Origin of the sequence: Epilithonimonas arachidiradicis, assembly GCF_003610695.1 — a bacterium.
Lineage (GTDB): Bacteria > Bacteroidota > Bacteroidia > Flavobacteriales > Weeksellaceae > Epilithonimonas > Epilithonimonas arachidiradicis.
Map to the genome: position 1 here is coordinate 116,694 of NZ_RAQH01000008.1, position 17,874 is coordinate 134,567.

A 17,874-nucleotide genomic window follows, 5' to 3' on the forward strand; every position below is an offset into this window, starting at 1 on the left:
GATGAAACGTTTTCCTATTCTGGTAACATCTATAATCGTATTAGCGATTATTACGTTTTTCATCAACCTTAATATTGGTTTTGCAAAACTGAATTTTTCAGACTTTATAAATTCAGAATCTGAGAATTTTCAGATTGCAGGATTCAGGATTAATCGTGCTTTGGCAATGCTTTTGGCTGGAATTGCGATCCCAACTAGCGGGTTTCTCTTGCAGGAATATTTCAAAAATCCTTTGGCTGGTCCTGATGTTTTGGGAATCACGTCGGTTTCCAGTTTGTTTGTCGCGTTTTACATTTTCTTTTCACAAAACATTGTTATTCCTGATTTTTTACAGAACAGTTTTATCAGTTTATCATCTATCATTGGAAGTATTGTTTTGATGATGATTTTACTTTTATTTTCGAATCGATTTCGGGATAAAAGTTTCATCATTATTTTTGGATTTTTGATTTCGGCTTTGGCTGGCGCTGTTGTTTCGTTTCTTCAGTTTTATGTGGAAAGTCAAAGTCTGAAAAATTATATTTTATGGACTTTTGGAGCAAATAATCAGGCTAGTTTAATTCAAATTTCAATTCTTACGGTTTTAATAATTATTGGATTAATTTTTACTTTCAAATCTATAAAACCGTTAATAGGCAATGCTCTAGGAAATGCTTACGCACAGAGTTTCGGAATCAATCAATCCAAGCTAAAAATCAGTATTATTGTAGCTTCTTCCCTACTTTCTGCTTCGGTTACGGCTTTTTTAGGACCGATTTTATTTATTGGCGTGGTGGTGCCACATGTTTGCAGAATGATTTGGAATCCCGCGCAACTCTGGCATCAATGGATTTTGAATATGATTCTGGGTATTTTCATTATGCAGGTTTTCTCAATTATATCAGAATTGAGTCAGTTTCCGATTAATATCATCACGACATTCTTTGGAATTCCTGTGATATTATTGATGTTGATGAAAAGTAATAAATAGTTTTTATCGCAAAGTCGCAAAAAATTGATTTTTAAAACTGATGAAAGACGCAAAGTTTTTTATCTTCGATAAAAAAATACAATGGATGAAAATGAATTGGCAAAAATTGTCGTTGATTTAGGATTTAAAATTTACAAAAAACTTGGTGCAGGTTTATTTGAAAACGTTTATGAGGAATGTCTTTTTCATGATATTAAAAAATTTGGATTAAAAGTCGAAAAGCAAAAATCATTACCTATAATTTATGATGATTTGATAATTGAGAATGCTTTTAAAATTGATTTATTAGTAGAAGATAAATTAATTTTAGAAATAAAAACTGTCGATTATCTGAATGATATTCACAAAGCGCAAATTCTAACTTACCTAAAAATGACGAATTGTAAATTAGGATTATTATTAAATTTCAGAACAGATTATTATAAAAACGGAATAAAAAGAGTTGTAAACAATCTTTAGAATTTATCGAAGATAAGCCCTGGCGACTTTTAAACAGAATAATAGTAAAAAAACTTTTGTGCCTTTGCGATAAAAAATGAAACATTTCCTAGAATTAAAAAACACAACAATCGGCTATTCAAACCCTTTGGTTTCGGAGATTAATTCGTCATTGGAATTAGGCGAAGTTTTTCTGTTAATGGGAAACAACGGAATTGGAAAAACCACCTTAATCAAATCTATTCTTGGACAAAATAAACTATTGAAAGGCGAAATTTCTATCAATGGGAAATCAATTCAAAAACTGAATTCAAATGAAATAGCTTCTCAAATTGCCATTGTTTTTTCTAAAGCTGAAATTCCTGATAATTATACGGTTACAGATTTAATTTCGTTAGGGAAATACATTCATTATCCTTATTATTTTAAATTGAATGAAACAGATAAACAAGAAATTTCCGAAATTATCAACAAACTCAATCTATCAAAATATCAGAATAAAAAACTAACCGAATTATCTGACGGCAATCTTCAAAAAGCCTTTATAGGAAGAGCCTTAGCTCAGAATTCTCCTTTCATTATTTTGGATGAACCGACAACTCATTTGGATGAAGAAAACAAATTAATGATTCTTTCTCTTCTCAGAAATCTTGCTAAATCAGAAAATAAGTTAATTCTTTTCTCTTCACACGATTGGCGATTGGCAAAAGAATTTTCTGATAAAATATGGTGGATTAAAGATAAAAAACTCATCAGCGGAATCTCTGAAGAAGTGATTCTCAACAATCCTGAATTGATTACACCAAAGATTCTGAATTTTAATCAAACCTTCCATTCTCCTGAAATTGATGCGCCGAAATTGGAAAAAGAAATGATGTTCTCTTATCTCCAAAAAAACTTCTCTCAAGATTTACGAAAATTTAAATTGACGTTTAAAAATGATTTTTGGGAACTGAATTTGGATAATTTTTATGACAATTGTCATAATTTTCAAGAAATTAAACATTCTCTCCAAACTCTTATTAAAACAGGCAATTCTAACTAAATAGATTTTATTTTAATTTTATTTAATAAGATTCGCATAATAATTAAGATATTGCAAATCAGCTATTTAATCATCTTATTGTAAAAATACTATGCATGCATAGTATTTTTTTTATATTTGTATAAAGCGCTTCAATATGCTAATTATGGAAAAGAAAAATTCTGAAAAAGTCGAAAGTATAGACTTGATGTTAAAGTCGGCTTGGCTGGCTGTTTCGAAGATGTATTCGGATCAGGCTTCCCTGTACAATTCTACAGCAGTTCAAGCTCTTACTTTGTTAAAAATTGACCCAAAAGAAGGAACAAGAAGCACAAACCTTGGTCCTAAAATGGCAATAGAACCTACTTCTCTTACAAGAATCATCAAACTTCTTGAAGACAATGGTTATATCTACAAAGAAAAAACTACAACGGATAAGCGGGAAGTTATTATCAAACTAACTGATAAAGGGCTTAATTCCAGAAACTTGTCAAAAGAAGTTGTTCTCAATTTCAACAAAAAGGTTTTGGAAAGAATTGCGCCTGAGAAATTTGAAGTTTTTAAGGAAGTGATGACAGACATTCTGAAAATAGCAAACGAACTGAATCATAAGAAATAACTATCAAGAAAGATAAACTCTCGCTCGTTATGCAAATCGAACAGATTAATCTGCATAATCATTGAAATCTGCGAGAGAACTCTTATGTAAAATATTAAATCATAAAATATTATCTAATAATGAACAGAAAAATAAAACACGTTACGGTTCTCGGTTCCGGCGTGATGGGTTCCGGAATTGCCTGTCATTTAGCGGGTAACGGCATTCAGGTTTTGATGTTGGATATGCCTCCGAAAGACTCGGAAAATGCCGACAAAAAAACAAGAAATAGCGTTGCACAAGGTCATCTTGACAACGCTTTGAAAAGTAATCCTTCACCAATCTATGACAAATCTTTTGCCTCCAGAATTACGGTTGGAAACTTCGAAGATGATTTGGAAAAAATCAAAAATTCGGATTGGGTCATTGAGGTGATTGTCGAGAGACTGGATATCAAACAATCGATGTTTGAAAAAGTTGACAAACTTCGTAAAGAAGGAACTTTGGTAACTTCTAACACATCGGGAATCCCGATTCATCTGATGTCGGAAGGTAGGTCAGAAGATTTCCAGAAACATTTCTGTGGAACGCACTTCTTCAATCCACCGAGATATCTGAAATTATTTGAAGTGATTCCAGGTCCGAAAACGGATAAATCTGTGATTGATTTCTTTATGTCTTACGGTGAAAAGTTCCTTGGAAAAACAACGGTTCTTTGTAAAGATACACCAGGTTTTATCGGAAACAGAGTCGGAGTCTACTCGATGGCGAAAATTATGGAATTGACGGAAGAAATCGGTTTAACGATTGAAGAAGCCGATTCTTTGACCGGAGATTTACTGAATCGTCCAAAAACCGGGACTTTCAAATTGGGAGATTTGGTTGGATTAGACACGGCTTTCAACGTAACCAAAGGACTTCAGGCGAATCTTAAAGATGATGAAATGGTTCAGGCACTTAAAGACTCGAAAACTCTGAATTTCCTGATTGAAAATAAATTTCTTGGTGATAAAGCTAAAAAAGGATTCTATTATAAAGAAAAAGATGCTGGCGGCAATGTGAACCGTTTCGTTCTTAACTATCAAACGTTGGGCTACGAACCGACAAAACAGCCTAAACTTCCTATCGTTACAACAGCGAAAGAAGCCGGAAGTTTGAAAAACCGTTTGCCGATTTTGTTGAAAGACCAATCCAAAGCCGGAGAATTGATTAGAAAACATTTTGCTTCATTGTTCGCTTACGTTTCTCAACGCGTTCCTGAAATTACGGATGTTTTCTACTCTATCGATGATGCAATGAAAACCGGTTATGCCTGGAAATACGGACCGTTCGAAAACTGGGATTTTGTTGGTGTTCAGAAAGGAATTGATTTGGTGGAAAGCGAAGGTTACAAAGTCGCTGATTGGGTTAAGGAAATGCTGGCTTCCGGAAACGAATCTTTCTACAAGTTAGAAAATGGAAAACAGTTATTCTACAATCAGAATACAAAATCGTACGAACCAATTCCTGGTCAGGATGTTTTCATTATACTTAATAATATCAGAAAAGAAAAAACAGTTTGGTCCAATTCCGAATCTGCATTAATTGACCTTGGTGACGGTATTTTGAACTTCGAGTTCCGTTCAAAAATGAATTCTCTTGGAGGTGGCGTTTTGGAAGGTCTTAATAAATCCATAGACATTGCCGAGAAAGATTACAGAGGTTTGGTTGTTGGAAATCAGGCTGACAATTTCTCAGTCGGTGCTAATCTCGCAATGGTAATGATGATGGCTGTTGAACAAGATTGGTACGAACTGAATATGGCCATCGCAATGTTCCAACAAACTTCTATGAAGCTAAGATATTCATCAATTCCTGTTATCGCTGCACCTTTCGGAATGACGCTTGGCGGTGGATGTGAATTCTCTATGCACGCGGACAAAATTGTTGCTGCAGCAGAAACTTACATCGGTTTGGTGGAAGTTGGCGTTGGTCTGATTCCAGGAGGTGGCGGAACAAAAGAATTTGCATTGAGAGCATTGAAAGGAACACTTCCTGATGATGTTAAGACCAATCATTTGAGAAATTACTTTATGAATATTGCAACCGCAAAAGTGGCAACTTCTGCCTGGGAAGCTAAACAAATGGGAATTCTGACAGATAAAGATATCATCGTTGTCAACAAAGACAGACAGATTGCTGAAGCCAAACGTCAGGCGATTGTTTTGGATGAATTAGGTTACACCCCGCCAGTTCCTGAGAAAGTTAAAGTTCTAGGTAACGAAGCAATGGGAATGTTCTACGTTGGAACTGACCAAATGGTTGCAGGTGGTTACGCATCGGAACACGATAGAAAAATCGCGAATAAAATCGGCTATGTAATGACCGGCGGTAATCTTTCTGAGCAGACAGAAGTTTCTGAACAATATCTTTTGGATTTGGAAAGAGAAGCATTTTTATCACTTTGCGGAGAGAGAAAAACGCTTGAGAGAATAGGTGGAATGTTGAAAACAGGAAAACCGGTGAGAAACTAATCTGTCATTATTAAAATTAAACAAATATGGAAGCATATATAGTAACAGGATACAGAACAGCAGTTGGTAAAGCACCGAAAGGTTCTTTGCGTTTTACCCGTCCGGATGATATGGCGGCAACTGTGATAGAACGTCTGATGAAAGATGTTCCCAATCTTGACCCGGCTCGCATCGACGATTTGATTGTCGGTTGTGCAATGCCGGAAGCAGAACAAGGACTGAATGTCGCGAGACTGATTTCATTAATGGGATTGGACACCGACAAAGTGCCAGGTGTAACAGTGAACAGATATTGCGCATCGGGCTCAGAATCTATAGCAATTGCGGCAGCAAAAATCAAAGCCGGAATGGCAGAATGCATCATCGCTGGTGGTGCAGAAAGTATGTCTTATATCCCGATGGGCGGTTACAAACCAATTCCGGACACGGATTTAGCAAAATCAAATCCCGATTACTATTGGGGAATGGGATTAACGGCGGAAGCAGTTGCCAAAGAATTCAAGGTGGGTCGTGAGGAACAAGACCAATTTGCTTACAATTCACATCAGAAAGCAATTAAAGCGATACAGGAAGGAAAATTTGATAACCAGATTGTTCCGATTGATGTGAAATATAATTTTCTGGATGAAAAGGAAAAAATCCAGACCAAAGAATATGCATTCAAACAAGATGAGGGTCCGAGAGCTGATACTTCAATCGAGGCCTTGGCGAAACTTCGTCCTGTTTTTGCTGCCAATGGTTCCGTAACAGCAGGTAACTCTTCTCAGACTTCTGACGGCGCTGCTTTCACAATGGTAATGTCCGAAAGAATGGTAAAAGAATTAAATCTGACGCCAGTTGCAAGACTTCTCTCCTATTCGACTGTCGGGGTTCCGCCAAGGATTATGGGAATTGGTCCAATGTATGCCATTCCAAAAGCGTTGGAACAAGCTGGTCTTAAACAATCGGATATCGATTTATTTGAACTGAACGAAGCTTTTGCTTCGCAATCAGTCGCCATTTTAAGAGAATTAAACATCAATCCTGACATCGTCAACGTGAACGGAGGCGCAATTGCACTCGGACATCCACTAGGCTGTACAGGAACTAAACTGACTGTTCAACTTCTTGATGAAATGAAACGCAGAAACAGCAAATATGGTGTAGTGACAATGTGCGTTGGAACAGGTCAGGGTGCGGCGAGTGTATTTGAGTTGTTATAGACACGGAGAATAAAGAATAAAGAGAAAAGACTTTTCATAATGAAGCATAATTTTAAGAATCTAAATATTTGGAAATTATCTATAGAATTAGCTGATGAAATTTATGCAATCACTGAAAGTTTTCCTAAAAATGAAGAATTCGGTTTGAAATCACAAATCAGAAGGTGTACAGTCTCTGTTGCTTCTAATATTGCAGAAGGTTCAAGCAGAACTTCACAAAAGGACTTCAATCGATTTTTAGAAATCAGTTTAGGTTCTCTTTATGAATTACAAACTCAAATAATTATTTCCTCAAAGAGAAATTATATTGAACAATCGAAATTTGAATTAATTGAAAATAAAATCACCGAATTACAGAGAATGATTTCTGGCTTTCAAAAAACACTGAGTTTGTAAGTCTTTATTCTTTTCTCTTTATTCTTTAATCTAAAAAAATAAATAATATGTCAACAGATACTAAAACATTAGACGGCGGCGAGTTTCTAGTAAAAGAAATCACTGCAAACGAAATATTTTCTATCGAAGAATTGTCCGAAGAACAAAAGATGCTTCGTGATTCTGCAAAAGAATTCATAGATAAAGAAGTCGTTCCGAATAAGGAAAGATTCGAGAAAAAAGATTATGCTTACACGGAAGAAGTAATGCGTAAAATCGGTGAAATGGGATTCTTGGGAATCGCTGTTCCTGAAGCTTACGGCGGTTTGGGAATGGGATTCGTAACGACAATGCTGGCTTGCGATTACATCTCTGGAACGACTGGTTCATTAGCAACTGCTTATGGTGCGCACACAGGAATTGGAACGCTTCCTATCTTACTTTACGGAACTGAAGAACAAAAGCAAAAATATCTTCCGGATTTGGCTGCTGGAACTAAATTCGGAGCGTATTGTTTAACCGAGCCGGATGCAGGTTCTGATGCCAACAGCGGAAAAACAAGAGCAAAACTTTCGGAAGACGGAAAACATTACATCATCAACGGACAAAAAATGTGGATTTCCAATGCAGGATTTGCTGATACCTTCACTTTGTTTGCGAAAATCGATGACGACAAAAACATCACTGGATTTGTAATCAACCGTTCTGAATTGGAAAATCCGGAAAGTCTGACTTTCGGAGAGGAAGAACACAAATTGGGAATCCGTGCGTCTTCTACGCGTCAGGTTTTCTTCAATGATATGAAAATTCCTGTTGAAAATCTTTTAGGAGAAAGAAATAATGGTTTCAAAATCGCACTTAATGCACTTAACGTTGGTCGTATCAAATTGGCTGCAGCTTGTCTGGATGCACAAAGAAGAATTCTTAATTATTCATTGACTTATTCTACAGAGAGAAAACAATTTGGTGTTTCTATCAATACATTTGGAGCGATTCGTAAGAAGTTGGCGGAAATGGCAACTGGCGCTTTCGTGAGTGAAGCTGGTTCTTACAGAGCTGCGAAAAATGTAGAAGACAAAATCGAAGAATTGGTTGCCGGCGGAATGAACCACGAGCAGGCAGAACTGAAAGGTGTGGAAGAATTTGCAGTTGAATGTTCTATCCTGAAAGTTTTTGTATCAGATTTGGCGCAACATACAGCCGATGAAGGTATCCAAATCTTTGGCGGAATGGGATTCTCCGAAGATACACCAATGGAAGCGGCCTGGAGAGATTCAAGGATTTCCAGAATCTACGAAGGAACCAACGAAATCAACAGACTTTTGGCTGTTGGGATGTTAATCAAACGGGCAATGCAAGGCAAAATCGATTTGTTAACACCTGCGAAAAACGTCGCTAAAGAATTGATGAGCATTCCGTCTTTTGACATTCCTGATTATTCGGAATATATGTCTGAGGAAAAAGAAGTGATTAAGAACTTGAAGAAAGTATTCTTAATGGTTTCCGGTTCTGCGCTTCAAAAATATATGATGGACATCGAGAAACAACAGCATTTGTTATTAAACGCTTCCGAAATTCTGAACCAAATCTATATGGCAGAATCCGCCATCCTGAGAGCTGAGAAACATTTCTCAACAGATTCTGTGGAAGCGGCAATGGCAAGGCTGAACCTTTACAAAGCGGTTGAAATCATCACAACCAACGCCAAAGAAGGTATAGTTTCTTTCTCAGAAGGCGACGAACAAAGAATGATGTTAGCAGGACTGAGACGTTTCACAAAATATGTAAATACTCCTAATCCAATTGCTTTAACAGAACAAATTGCCACTCATTTTATTGAGAAAGGTTTTTATTAAATAGTCAATCTAATTATAACCAAAAGCGCATCAGAAATTTCTGATGCGCTTTTTTTATTCATTATATTTTATTGTGGAATTGGCTTCTCTATGAAATTGCCGTGTCCGTCATTTTCCTTATAACTATTTATTTTTCCATCAATGAAGTATGCGTGACTACGTTTATTCCCATTTTCATAATAGGTTATCACTTCTTTTGGTTTTTCGTTTTCATCATAAAATTGATGAATAATTAATTTTCCTGTTTTAGTGTTAGTTGCTTTTACCTCCGTAACTTTGCCACTATTAAAAATTGTTTCAATTTTGTAATCACCTTCATATCTTATCGTAGTTCCATTTTGCTGGTTTGGTTTATTATTAGTAACGACTTCACTTTCTAAATCTATTGCAAAAGGTATTCTAAATCTATATTTAACAATGTTTCCATTCAATTTTGCGGGAGTCCACTTCTCTTTCACTAAACTTACCGCCCTTGAAGCAGCATCATTTAATTGTAAGTTATTTCCGGATGCCTGAATATTAGATATAGTTCCATCTTTTTCTACAAGAAAAGTAACTTCTGTTTTTGCTTTCCCGCTTCCTGCAATATCGGAAGTGTCAAAATTCGCAGCTGCTTTTTGGCGAAATGCATTAATGCCTCCCGGAAAATTGGGAATTTCATCGACTGTCTCATAGATTTCTGCTTTTTGACTATTGTTAATAGAAGGATTATTATAATTATTATAGTTTTTGGAATTTGAATTGCTTTGTGATATATTATTACTATTTTGAGCATTTTCCAAGTTGTTGTTTCCATTGTGATTGTTACTTCCTTTATTGTTACAGTTTGTTGGAATATTTGGAGTGCCATTATCACATTCTGCATAACACATATCTCTGCTACTTGAATTCCCACAACTGAATGCTGTTTCTCCGAAACAAACATTGTTGATTTTTATAATCCAATGCTCTCGGCTGTTTTTTGTAAACCGTTCAGTTCCCGAATTTGATATTTCAGAATTTGACTGAATTGTAATTCGATTGTTGGGTCCATTTTCTTCAAATGCATCCCCTGATAAATCCCAACTATAATTAAAATGAACGTTTTTGTTATATGTGCTTTTAAACTTAATCCACCATTGATAATCTCCTTTATTACTATATTTTGAACTACCTACTTTATAATAAATTCCTCTAAAGCAATCCATTTGTGTCCATTCACCAATCCATTTTTCTTGTCCAAAACATAAATTAATGAAGAATAAAAGAAGCATAAATAAAATCTTTGTTTTCATAGTGTTATATTTTTTATATTGATAGCATCAGAATTACAGCGATATTTGTCCAGTTTTAATATTTCCTTTTCTATAGGCTGTTTGCAAAAGTTCTATATATTTGGTTCCATTTGCTGTTTGGTTAAATCGAAAACTAACCCACCCTTTAACCTTGTATTCTATTTGATTGTTGTTTTTATATCGGGTAAAGTTATATCCTGCGTAGTATGTTTTATTTATTATAATCCCAACAGGACTTCCAAAGAAACCCGATACATTGGTTGCCTGTAAGTCTAACTGTAAAAAATTTGTACCTGGCTGATTACTTACTTCGACTCCTTCTTCCAGCAATGTATTTCCTGCTGCATTTTTCTGAAATGAAAAGAATTCGTTGGGATTAGTATTCGTATTGATGAAGCTAACATTTATAATTGTGGTAGAAAAAGCATTTGGATCTTTTGAACTCATAAGCTTAAATTCCTGATAGTTTCCCCAAAAATTGGGTAACTTTATTGCATTTATATTAGAACCTCCGTATAGGAGCATTGAACTTTCACTTACACTAAAATTTCGCAAATATATTTGATCTGCTTCCTCCACTTGTATGATACTTTCCTTTTCTTCTATATTATCGCTAGAACACGAAAAGCAAATAAAAATCGCTAATCCAAAAAATAACATTTTTGTTTTCATATTTTTATTTTAATAAATTGTTGTAAGCACTAAAGTTATTTTATTAAGATTAAGAAATTCCTCGAATAATTCGGGATTACTTATGTTTTCCAAAGCTTCTTGATAAGACACTTCTTTCTTTTCTTTTTGACCTTTGGAAATATATTCAAGATATAGAGATAGAGTACAAAAGTTTAAAACTTCTTCTTTTTTCATTTTAGGGTTAAGAATTGAGAAGATAGAATGTTCTCCCAATTCGTAAACAAAAAAGGTTTTTTCAGTATTTTTGATTTCGGTTCTAAGTAAAACTTTGTTTTCTCTATTAAGTTGTTGGGCATTTAATGATATTAAGTTGACTACCATTAAAATAAATAGGATTTTCATAGCAATGTATATTTTATTATCTCAAAGCTATGTCCAAAAAACTTCAACACATTTATACATCTCCCTAATCTTTTCCTAGGATTTTTCCTAGTCAATCACGAAAAATTTATTTGTAAATTTGAGTGATGATGAAAAATCTACTTATTGCAATGTTCTTGTTTATTGGAATTTGGATTGCTTCCCAAATGAAAGCCGATACAATGTTTGTAAATGGAGGTAACTGGATTCCTCTCTTTTCTAAGTCCTCATACTATATTGACAGCAGCAACTCAAAAAATGTTTTCCAGATTAGTCAAATCAATAATAATTTTAGAAAAGTAGACCATCCTTCCAATCTTATTCTGAAAAAGCAGACCAAAACAGTTTGGGTACATACTTACATAAAAAATACTGGTAACAGAAAAGATTATTGGCTGGGAATATATTCTCAACTGGATATTCTTAATGTATATAGAAAAACAGAACAAGGTGTTGTACTTTTAAAAAAATATAATATTTCTTACGCTAATAAGCAGGATATTCCGGAGATTCGGTTTCATTATGTTCCCTTCGTACTTAATAAGAGCGAAATTGCAGAAATCTATATGGAGATACGGAATCCTCGTTACTATCAAAATATTTATTCGGATTTTACCACTCCTATTGAAAACCTCTTTTGGGAGAATGGATTTTATTGGGAAATAGGTTTTGTCATTGGTGTTAGCTTTATAATTGCGGTTTTAAGTTTAGTGGTGGGCATTATTCTGAGGCGGAGATTTTACTTCTTGTATTCTTTATATCTTGCTTTGATTGCTATAATTGTAATTAGGGAAGAATTTTTTATTAATATTATTAAAGTCCCTTTCTTATACTATTCAATTCTGAAAACCAATTCTCTCTTTTTGCTTGTCATTGCAATGGGGCTGAGTATGAAGATTATGACAGGATTTTTGGACTTTAGAAAAAAAAATGGCGGGCAGTTCAGAGTACTCAATACAATTTTTGATTTTTATGTTACATTTGGGATTCTTGCCAGTCTTTGGTTTTATATAGATTACGCCAATACAACCTTTGACAATCCTATCTATAATGGTATCTGGAATATTTCAATTGGGCTCTCTGCTCTGGCGGTTCTGATACAGATAACAATATTAATCTGGCTGGGATTACAAAATAAGAGACCATCGCTAGGTATTCTGGCAGCACTATTATTCGGCTTTATCAATCCTGTAACTTATTTTTTCAATTATTCCCGAATTTTGACAATATATGAAATCAGCCATCCCAATTACTTTTATTATGTTTTGTTGCTGGAGATTTTCATAATGGGAATTGCCATAGCATACAGCTATCGCAAAATCAAATCACAATATATATCAACCCTGGAAGATAAGCTGAAACTGGAAGAAGAAAACGGCAAAATAAAACAAATGGAGGAAGAGAAAATAAAGCAAAGCATCCTGGAATCTCACGAGCAGCTTCTGAAAAACCTTTCCAAAGACCTGCACGACGATATAGGACAAAAATTGAGCATCATCAATTTCTCTGTGGAGAATCTAAGATTTGCAGTGTTCTCCAAAGAATCAATTAACGAGATAAGAAGTTCTATTTTGGAAATATCGGATTCTGTAAGAGACCTTAGTCACTGGCTAAATGATTTCAGTATTGGTAAAAATACCATTGATGAAATAATACTGAATGAGGTGGAACGTATCAGAAAAACAAACATTATAAAAATTAATTTTGAAAAAATAAATAATTCCTCAAAAAACTATGGAACCAGTACAGAAGAAAACATTATACTTTACAGATGTTTCCAGGAGAGTATTAATAACATCCTAAAACATTCTGATGCTTCTCAAATAAATATAATAATAGATTACACAAATATAATATCCATCAGCATTGAAGACAATGGAAATGGTTTTGATGTCAACAGCCAATTCGGAAACGGCATCAAGAATATAAAAGAAAGAGCAACCCTCATTGGATTTTCTTGTACAATACAATCTAATCCGGAAAAAGGAACCAAAATCTCAATTTACAAAAATGATAAACCTAGTAATCACTGATGACCATAAAATTCTGAGACAAGGCATTATAAAACTTCTAAAAAACCTCGGCGATTACAACATTCTTGCTGAACTTAATGATGGTGAAGAACTGCTTCGGAATTTCGGGACTCTCAAAGAAAAAGCAGACCTCTTTATATTAGACCATTCTCTTCCTAAAAAAAGCGGAATAGAAATCCTCACAGAGCTACAATCTATACTGAACGAAGAAAAATTTCTTATTCTTACACAAAATGATTCTGTAAATATCAAATCTCAATTTTATAAATTGGGAGCCAGAGGCTTCTTATCTAAAACCTGCACAGGAGAAGAACTAAAAGAAGCTATTGAACAAATCATCAACACCGGATATTTTAATCTTCAGGAGAATATCAAAATGTTGAGAAAAAATGACCCTGACTTCAGTCCAATTTTCTTCCTTAGTAAAAAAGAACTGGAACTGATAAAATGGATTTGCTGTGAGGAAGAATATACATATGAACAAATTGCATCCAAAATGAATATCAGTATAAAAACAGTAGACTATTATCGGAATAACCTGTTCGAAAAATTCAATATCAGCTCAAAAACAGGATTGGTTTTATTATCTCATAAACATAAACTTACACCTCCTTTTTTGTAGAAAATGTCAATAATTTAATACAAAACCTATTTTCTGTCCATTATCCAATTGCATTGACAGAAAAAATTGCCGCTCATTTTATTGAGAAAGGTTCTTATTAAATAAGCAATTTGATTGAAATAATAAACCCTCTGAATTTTTCGGAGGGTTTTTATTTTATTAATTTATTAAAAATTAGAACTTGCGGAATTCATCATACTTTAGAACCAAAAAATCGTGATAATTAGATAAAATGTCAATATCATTTCGAACATCTTCTTTTACATTAACTTCTAACTCTTTATAAGCGAATTCTTTACTAATAATCAAATTGAATATTATTACAGCATAAAGTAAATTTGGCTTAGGCGAGTTCCATTCATAATTTAGTGTGAAAAATTCACCGTCTTGAGAAATATGATGTTGAACCAAATCTTGCCAATTTCCGTGAATGGAATGACTAGATAAGCCATAAAAAATATTATAAGTTTGACTTAAATTATCAGTTACGTTTATCTTATCTAATCTCTTTTTTAAATTTTTCCAACTCGAACTTCTATTAAGTTCTTCAATTTCAAAATCTGATATATCAAAAGAATTAGAAATCGATTTTTTCATACTTTTTTCAATTGGAAGTTCTTCTCCATTTCTATTTCTTATATTTTCTTCAATATTATTATAAAATTCTTTTTCTGTAATCAATGAATTTTTCACATAATTCTTAAAAATATTCGTTTCTCCATTTTTAAGAAAATACAAAATATTAATTTGTGTCTCATATACACATCGACATAAAATAAAACATATTTCTAGCTTGTTTTCACATACATTTTGAAGCAGTGAAGTATTTAGTTTAGTTAATCTAATAATATTTCCTCCAAGTATTGCTTCATCTCTATTTAGTTTTTTTGGAATGCCTTTAAAATCAAAATATCTGAGATGAATAATTTTGTGTAAGAGAGCAATTGAGTTTTTATGGAGTTCAACATTTGCACTCATAAATTCACCTTCACTTATGAAATTGGATATTTCTTCTTTTGTAAACTTTAATTTTATTTTATGCATTTCTATCACTTATTTATCTAAGTACATTCATTTTAAATTTCCGTCAAATGACATTATTCCTTAAAAGTCCAAACATTAGCAACTTCAAAATGTCTGTAGAATAATATCCAATTTGTTTTTTCTGAAATTATAATTACATTGTCTGAACTTGCATATAAAAAATCAGTCCAATATTTTAAAAATATTTCTTTCGTTGTTTTCAAAACAGTTTTACGTTGCCAAGAAACCAGAATATCTTCATTCCAAGGTCTCAGAATTACCTCCAATTGATTTCGAAATTTTTCAACTTTTTCCTGATTTTCTGAACTCGCACTCATCCAATCAGTTTCAGAATATTTATCATCTAAATAATTTTCGTTTTCAAAAAAAGCAATAATTTTATTTAATCTTTTAGATTCATCTTCGGATAATGCTAAAATTAATTCTTTTTCAGACTCAGAAATATCAGGATTATGAGTTTTATCAAATCTCCATCCCAATTCAAAATTTTCTAATGGAATTATTTCTCTAATATCTATTTCAATGTTCACGTAGTTATTTTTAAATAATTTATTATAGCAGGAACTTAATAAAATTTTAAAATTCAAAACAAACTCAACTGTATCCCATCATTCCCTTTCGGCGGCTTCGCATCGCCAAAAACAGTTTTCCCGCCAAATCGCCAAGAGTTTTGTCGCTCCTCTTCTATCACTTTTTCAAGATTAAAATCCGGTGTGAATTGCTCTTCAGTTTTTACGGCAATCTCGTGTAACTTTTTTATCGCCTGATTCTTATCCTGATTTCCCAACTTAGCTTTCTCTATGCCGGTTCTTAGGATAGAAATCGTTTCATCATAAGTTTTGGTAGGAACAGGAAACGGATGACCGTCTTTTCCCCCGTGTGCAAAAGAAAAACGAGCCGGGTCTGTAAATCTGGAAGGCGCCCCGTGAATCACTTCACTCACTAAAGCCAGAGATTGCATCGTACGCGGACCAACACCTTTCAGCATCAGCAAATCTTCAAAATTCTCAGGTTCATTTTCTCTCGCCAGCCAAAGAATATTGCCGAGCTTTTTCATATCCACATCACTCGCCAAAACCTCGTGATGAGCCGGCAAAATCAAACGCTGGAAATCCTGCATCCATTTCTCGGAATCGGTTTTTGTGATGTCAATTATTCCGTTTCTGTTTTGTTCGGCTTCAGAAGATGTGAGATTCAGAATATTTCCACGATTAACGCCAGAGATTCCAGTGTGAGGTTCATTGACAAAAGAAGTTACATTTTCCGACAGCCAATGGTAACGTCTCGCCGTTCCGTCAGAATCGTGCATCCCTTGCTGGACAACCGCCCAATTCCCTTGGTCAGACAAAATAAAATTATGCAGATAAAGCTGGTAACCATCCTGAATCGCCGTGTTATCAACCTTTGCAGACAACTTGCTGCAACGCACCAGTTCATCACCATTCAATCCGGTTGAATCTGCAATTTTCAAAAGTTCATTCGGTGCATCTTTGGAGAATTTTCCCTTTCCTCCGGCGATATAAATGCCGAGAGATTTCGAATTCGGATTAATGGCTCGTTTCAAGGCGCCCATCACAGACGTCGTGATTCCTGAAGAATGCCAATCCATTCCCATCACTGCCCCAAAACTCTGGAACCAAAACGGGTCAGCCAACCGTCGTAAGACTTCATCTTTTCCGTAATCTGCAAGAATCACTTCCACAATCGCCAATCCAAGTCTGGACATACGCTCATACAGCCAAGGTGGAACCTGACCGTAATGTAGTGGCAAATCTGCAGTTCCAGAACGTTTCATTTTTTATTTTTTAATCGCAAAGGCGCAAATTTCATTTAGCAATTCAACTTTTTCAAGACGCAAAACTTTGCGACTTTTATAACATTATGATTTAAAATCCTTGCGCCTTTGCGATAAATTAATTTTCAAAATAAGCATTCAGATTTTCAAGATTTTTTTTATCACTTCCCGCAAAAACTTCATTATCCGTGATAAAGACCGGACGTTTCAAAAAACTGTAATGGTCAAGAATCAACTTCTTAAAATCCTTTTCTTTCAAAGAACTCACATCAATTCCTCTTTCCTTGATTTGCGTTGATTTCTTACTGAAAAGCGCTTCATAAGATTTCGTTTTCTCATACATCTCTTCCAGTTCCGCTTCGGTTACAGGTTGCGATTTGATTTCTCTCAGTTCCCAGTCAGAAAGGTTAAGAGGTGTCATTATTTTCTTGTTGGTTCCGCAGGTTTTGAGGTAGAATACTTTTTTCATTTTTATTAAAGTCAAGCGATTTAAAATAGAATTTGAGAATTACAAATTTAGTACAAATGTCAAAGGAATAAAACATAAATAATGAAGTTATAATCTGAAATTTCTTCCCTATTTTTGATACAAATAAGAATAGAATGGAAAACAAACCGGTTACGTTTCAGTTTATTTCTGAACCGACAGACGTTAATTTCGGAGGCAATGTTCACGGAGGAAGTGTGATGAAATGGATAGATCAAGTCGGTTACGCCTGCGCAAGCAATTGGTCAGGAACTTATTGTGTAACGGTTTATGTTGGCGGAATCCGATTTTATCAACCGATTAAAATCGGAGAAATTGTTAAATTAGAATCACACGTCATTTTCACAGGAAGTACAAGTATGCACATTGCAATCGACGTATTTTCAAGGAATGTAAAAGAAAAACAATTCGAGAAGAAAACGCATTGCATTATTGTTTTTGTAGCGGTTGACGAAAACGGAAAAGCTATGGAAGTTCCAAAATGGATTCCTACCACAGAAAAGGAACTACAATTGGAACAATACGCCAAAAAACTGATGAATCTGAGAAAAGATATCGAAGACGAGATGAAGCCGTTTTTATGAATTGAT

Annotated in this window: 18 protein-coding genes; 11 read left to right on the top strand and 7 right to left on the bottom strand. The window is 34.3% G+C overall.

The window, feature by feature from the left end; genetic code table 11:
- The first annotated feature begins 1 nt into the window (after position 1).
- The 8 genes from BXY58_RS13015 to BXY58_RS13050 all read left to right on the top strand — a co-directional run bounded on the left by BXY58_RS13015 (position 2) and on the right by BXY58_RS13050 (position 8,976).
- Entirely contained in the window at positions 2 to 970 is a 969-nt protein-coding gene (locus BXY58_RS13015; protein WP_120214299.1) for a FecCD family ABC transporter permease, read from the top strand.
- An 81-nt stretch (positions 971 to 1,051) separates the two neighbouring features.
- The gene (locus BXY58_RS13020) at positions 1,052 to 1,429 is read left to right on the top strand and encodes a GxxExxY protein (protein WP_120214300.1); all 378 of its coding nucleotides are present in this window, start codon (positions 1,052 to 1,054) and stop codon (positions 1,427 to 1,429) included.
- Positions 1,430 to 1,505: 76 nt separating this feature from the next.
- Positions 1,506 to 2,453 carry an ABC transporter ATP-binding protein gene (locus BXY58_RS13025; RefSeq protein WP_120214301.1) on the top strand — a complete coding sequence of 316 codons (948 nt, stop codon included), beginning with the start codon at positions 1,506 to 1,508 and terminating at the stop codon, positions 2,451 to 2,453.
- Between the two features lie 145 nt (positions 2,454 to 2,598).
- Positions 2,599 to 3,051: a MarR family winged helix-turn-helix transcriptional regulator gene (locus tag BXY58_RS13030; RefSeq protein WP_120214302.1), complete on the top strand. Its 453-nt coding sequence runs from the start codon at positions 2,599 to 2,601 to the stop codon at positions 3,049 to 3,051.
- A gap of 119 nt (positions 3,052 to 3,170) precedes the next feature.
- The gene (locus BXY58_RS13035; RefSeq protein ID WP_120214303.1) at positions 3,171 to 5,543 is read left to right on the top strand and encodes a 3-hydroxyacyl-CoA dehydrogenase/enoyl-CoA hydratase family protein; all 2,373 of its coding nucleotides are present in this window, start codon (positions 3,171 to 3,173) and stop codon (positions 5,541 to 5,543) included.
- 26 nt (positions 5,544 to 5,569) lie between these two features.
- A complete protein-coding gene (locus BXY58_RS13040; protein WP_120214304.1) occupies positions 5,570 to 6,745 on the top strand; it encodes an acetyl-CoA C-acyltransferase in 1,176 nt (391 codons plus the stop codon).
- 39 nt (positions 6,746 to 6,784) lie between these two features.
- Positions 6,785 to 7,141, top strand: a complete 357-nt coding sequence (locus BXY58_RS13045) for a four helix bundle protein (RefSeq protein ID WP_120214305.1) — start codon at positions 6,785 to 6,787, stop codon at positions 7,139 to 7,141.
- Between the two features lie 47 nt (positions 7,142 to 7,188).
- Positions 7,189 to 8,976 carry an acyl-CoA dehydrogenase family protein gene (locus tag BXY58_RS13050; RefSeq protein WP_120214306.1) on the top strand — a complete coding sequence of 596 codons (1,788 nt, stop codon included), beginning with the start codon at positions 7,189 to 7,191 and terminating at the stop codon, positions 8,974 to 8,976.
- A 68-nt stretch (positions 8,977 to 9,044) separates the two neighbouring features.
- Here BXY58_RS13050 and BXY58_RS13055 read toward each other — a convergent pair whose 3' ends face one another.
- The 3 genes from BXY58_RS13055 to BXY58_RS13065 are packed head-to-tail and all read right to left on the bottom strand — an operon-like array spanning position 9,045 to position 11,285.
- Positions 9,045 to 10,250: an energy transducer TonB gene (locus BXY58_RS13055; protein ID WP_120214307.1), complete on the bottom strand. Its 1,206-nt coding sequence runs from the start codon at positions 10,248 to 10,250 to the stop codon at positions 9,045 to 9,047.
- A 33-nt stretch (positions 10,251 to 10,283) separates the two neighbouring features.
- Positions 10,284 to 10,922 carry a hypothetical protein gene (locus BXY58_RS13060; protein WP_120214308.1) on the bottom strand — a complete coding sequence of 213 codons (639 nt, stop codon included), beginning with the start codon at positions 10,920 to 10,922 and terminating at the stop codon, positions 10,284 to 10,286.
- 9 nt (positions 10,923 to 10,931) lie between these two features.
- On the bottom strand, positions 10,932 to 11,285 hold the full coding sequence (locus BXY58_RS13065) for a hypothetical protein (RefSeq protein WP_120214309.1): 354 nt from the start codon (positions 11,283 to 11,285) through the stop codon (positions 10,932 to 10,934).
- A 128-nt stretch (positions 11,286 to 11,413) separates the two neighbouring features.
- Between BXY58_RS13065 and BXY58_RS13070 the strand changes: the two genes are divergently transcribed.
- On the top strand, positions 11,414 to 13,336 hold the full coding sequence (locus tag BXY58_RS13070) for a sensor histidine kinase (protein WP_170144236.1): 1,923 nt from the start codon (positions 11,414 to 11,416) through the stop codon (positions 13,334 to 13,336).
- Positions 13,314 to 13,958: a response regulator transcription factor gene (locus tag BXY58_RS13075; RefSeq protein WP_120214311.1), complete on the top strand. Its 645-nt coding sequence runs from the start codon at positions 13,314 to 13,316 to the stop codon at positions 13,956 to 13,958. The genes BXY58_RS13070 and BXY58_RS13075 overlap by 23 nt, the downstream gene beginning before the upstream one ends.
- Before the next feature lie 174 nt (positions 13,959 to 14,132).
- On the opposite strand, the gene BXY58_RS13080 is transcribed toward BXY58_RS13075, so the two are convergent.
- The 4 genes from BXY58_RS13080 to BXY58_RS13095 all read right to left on the bottom strand — a co-directional run bounded on the left by BXY58_RS13080 (position 14,133) and on the right by BXY58_RS13095 (position 17,266).
- On the bottom strand, positions 14,133 to 15,002 hold the full coding sequence (locus tag BXY58_RS13080; RefSeq protein WP_120214312.1) for a DUF5677 domain-containing protein: 870 nt from the start codon (positions 15,000 to 15,002) through the stop codon (positions 14,133 to 14,135).
- Between the two features lie 53 nt (positions 15,003 to 15,055).
- Positions 15,056 to 15,532 (bottom strand): DUF2947 family protein, encoded by a 477-nt coding sequence (locus BXY58_RS13085; protein WP_170144237.1) that lies wholly within the window; start codon positions 15,530 to 15,532, stop codon positions 15,056 to 15,058.
- Positions 15,533 to 15,585: 53 nt separating this feature from the next.
- Positions 15,586 to 16,797 carry a DUF763 domain-containing protein gene (locus BXY58_RS13090; protein WP_120214314.1) on the bottom strand — a complete coding sequence of 404 codons (1,212 nt, stop codon included), beginning with the start codon at positions 16,795 to 16,797 and terminating at the stop codon, positions 15,586 to 15,588.
- 118 nt (positions 16,798 to 16,915) lie between these two features.
- Complete coding sequence (locus BXY58_RS13095; RefSeq protein ID WP_120214315.1) at positions 16,916 to 17,266, bottom strand: arsenate reductase family protein; 351 nt, start codon at positions 17,264 to 17,266, stop codon at positions 16,916 to 16,918.
- Positions 17,267 to 17,400: 134 nt separating this feature from the next.
- On the opposite strand from BXY58_RS13095, the gene BXY58_RS13100 reads away from it, so the two are divergent.
- Complete coding sequence (locus BXY58_RS13100; RefSeq protein ID WP_089769095.1) at positions 17,401 to 17,868, top strand: acyl-CoA thioesterase; 468 nt, start codon at positions 17,401 to 17,403, stop codon at positions 17,866 to 17,868.
- Positions 17,869 to 17,874: the final 6 nt, after the last annotated feature.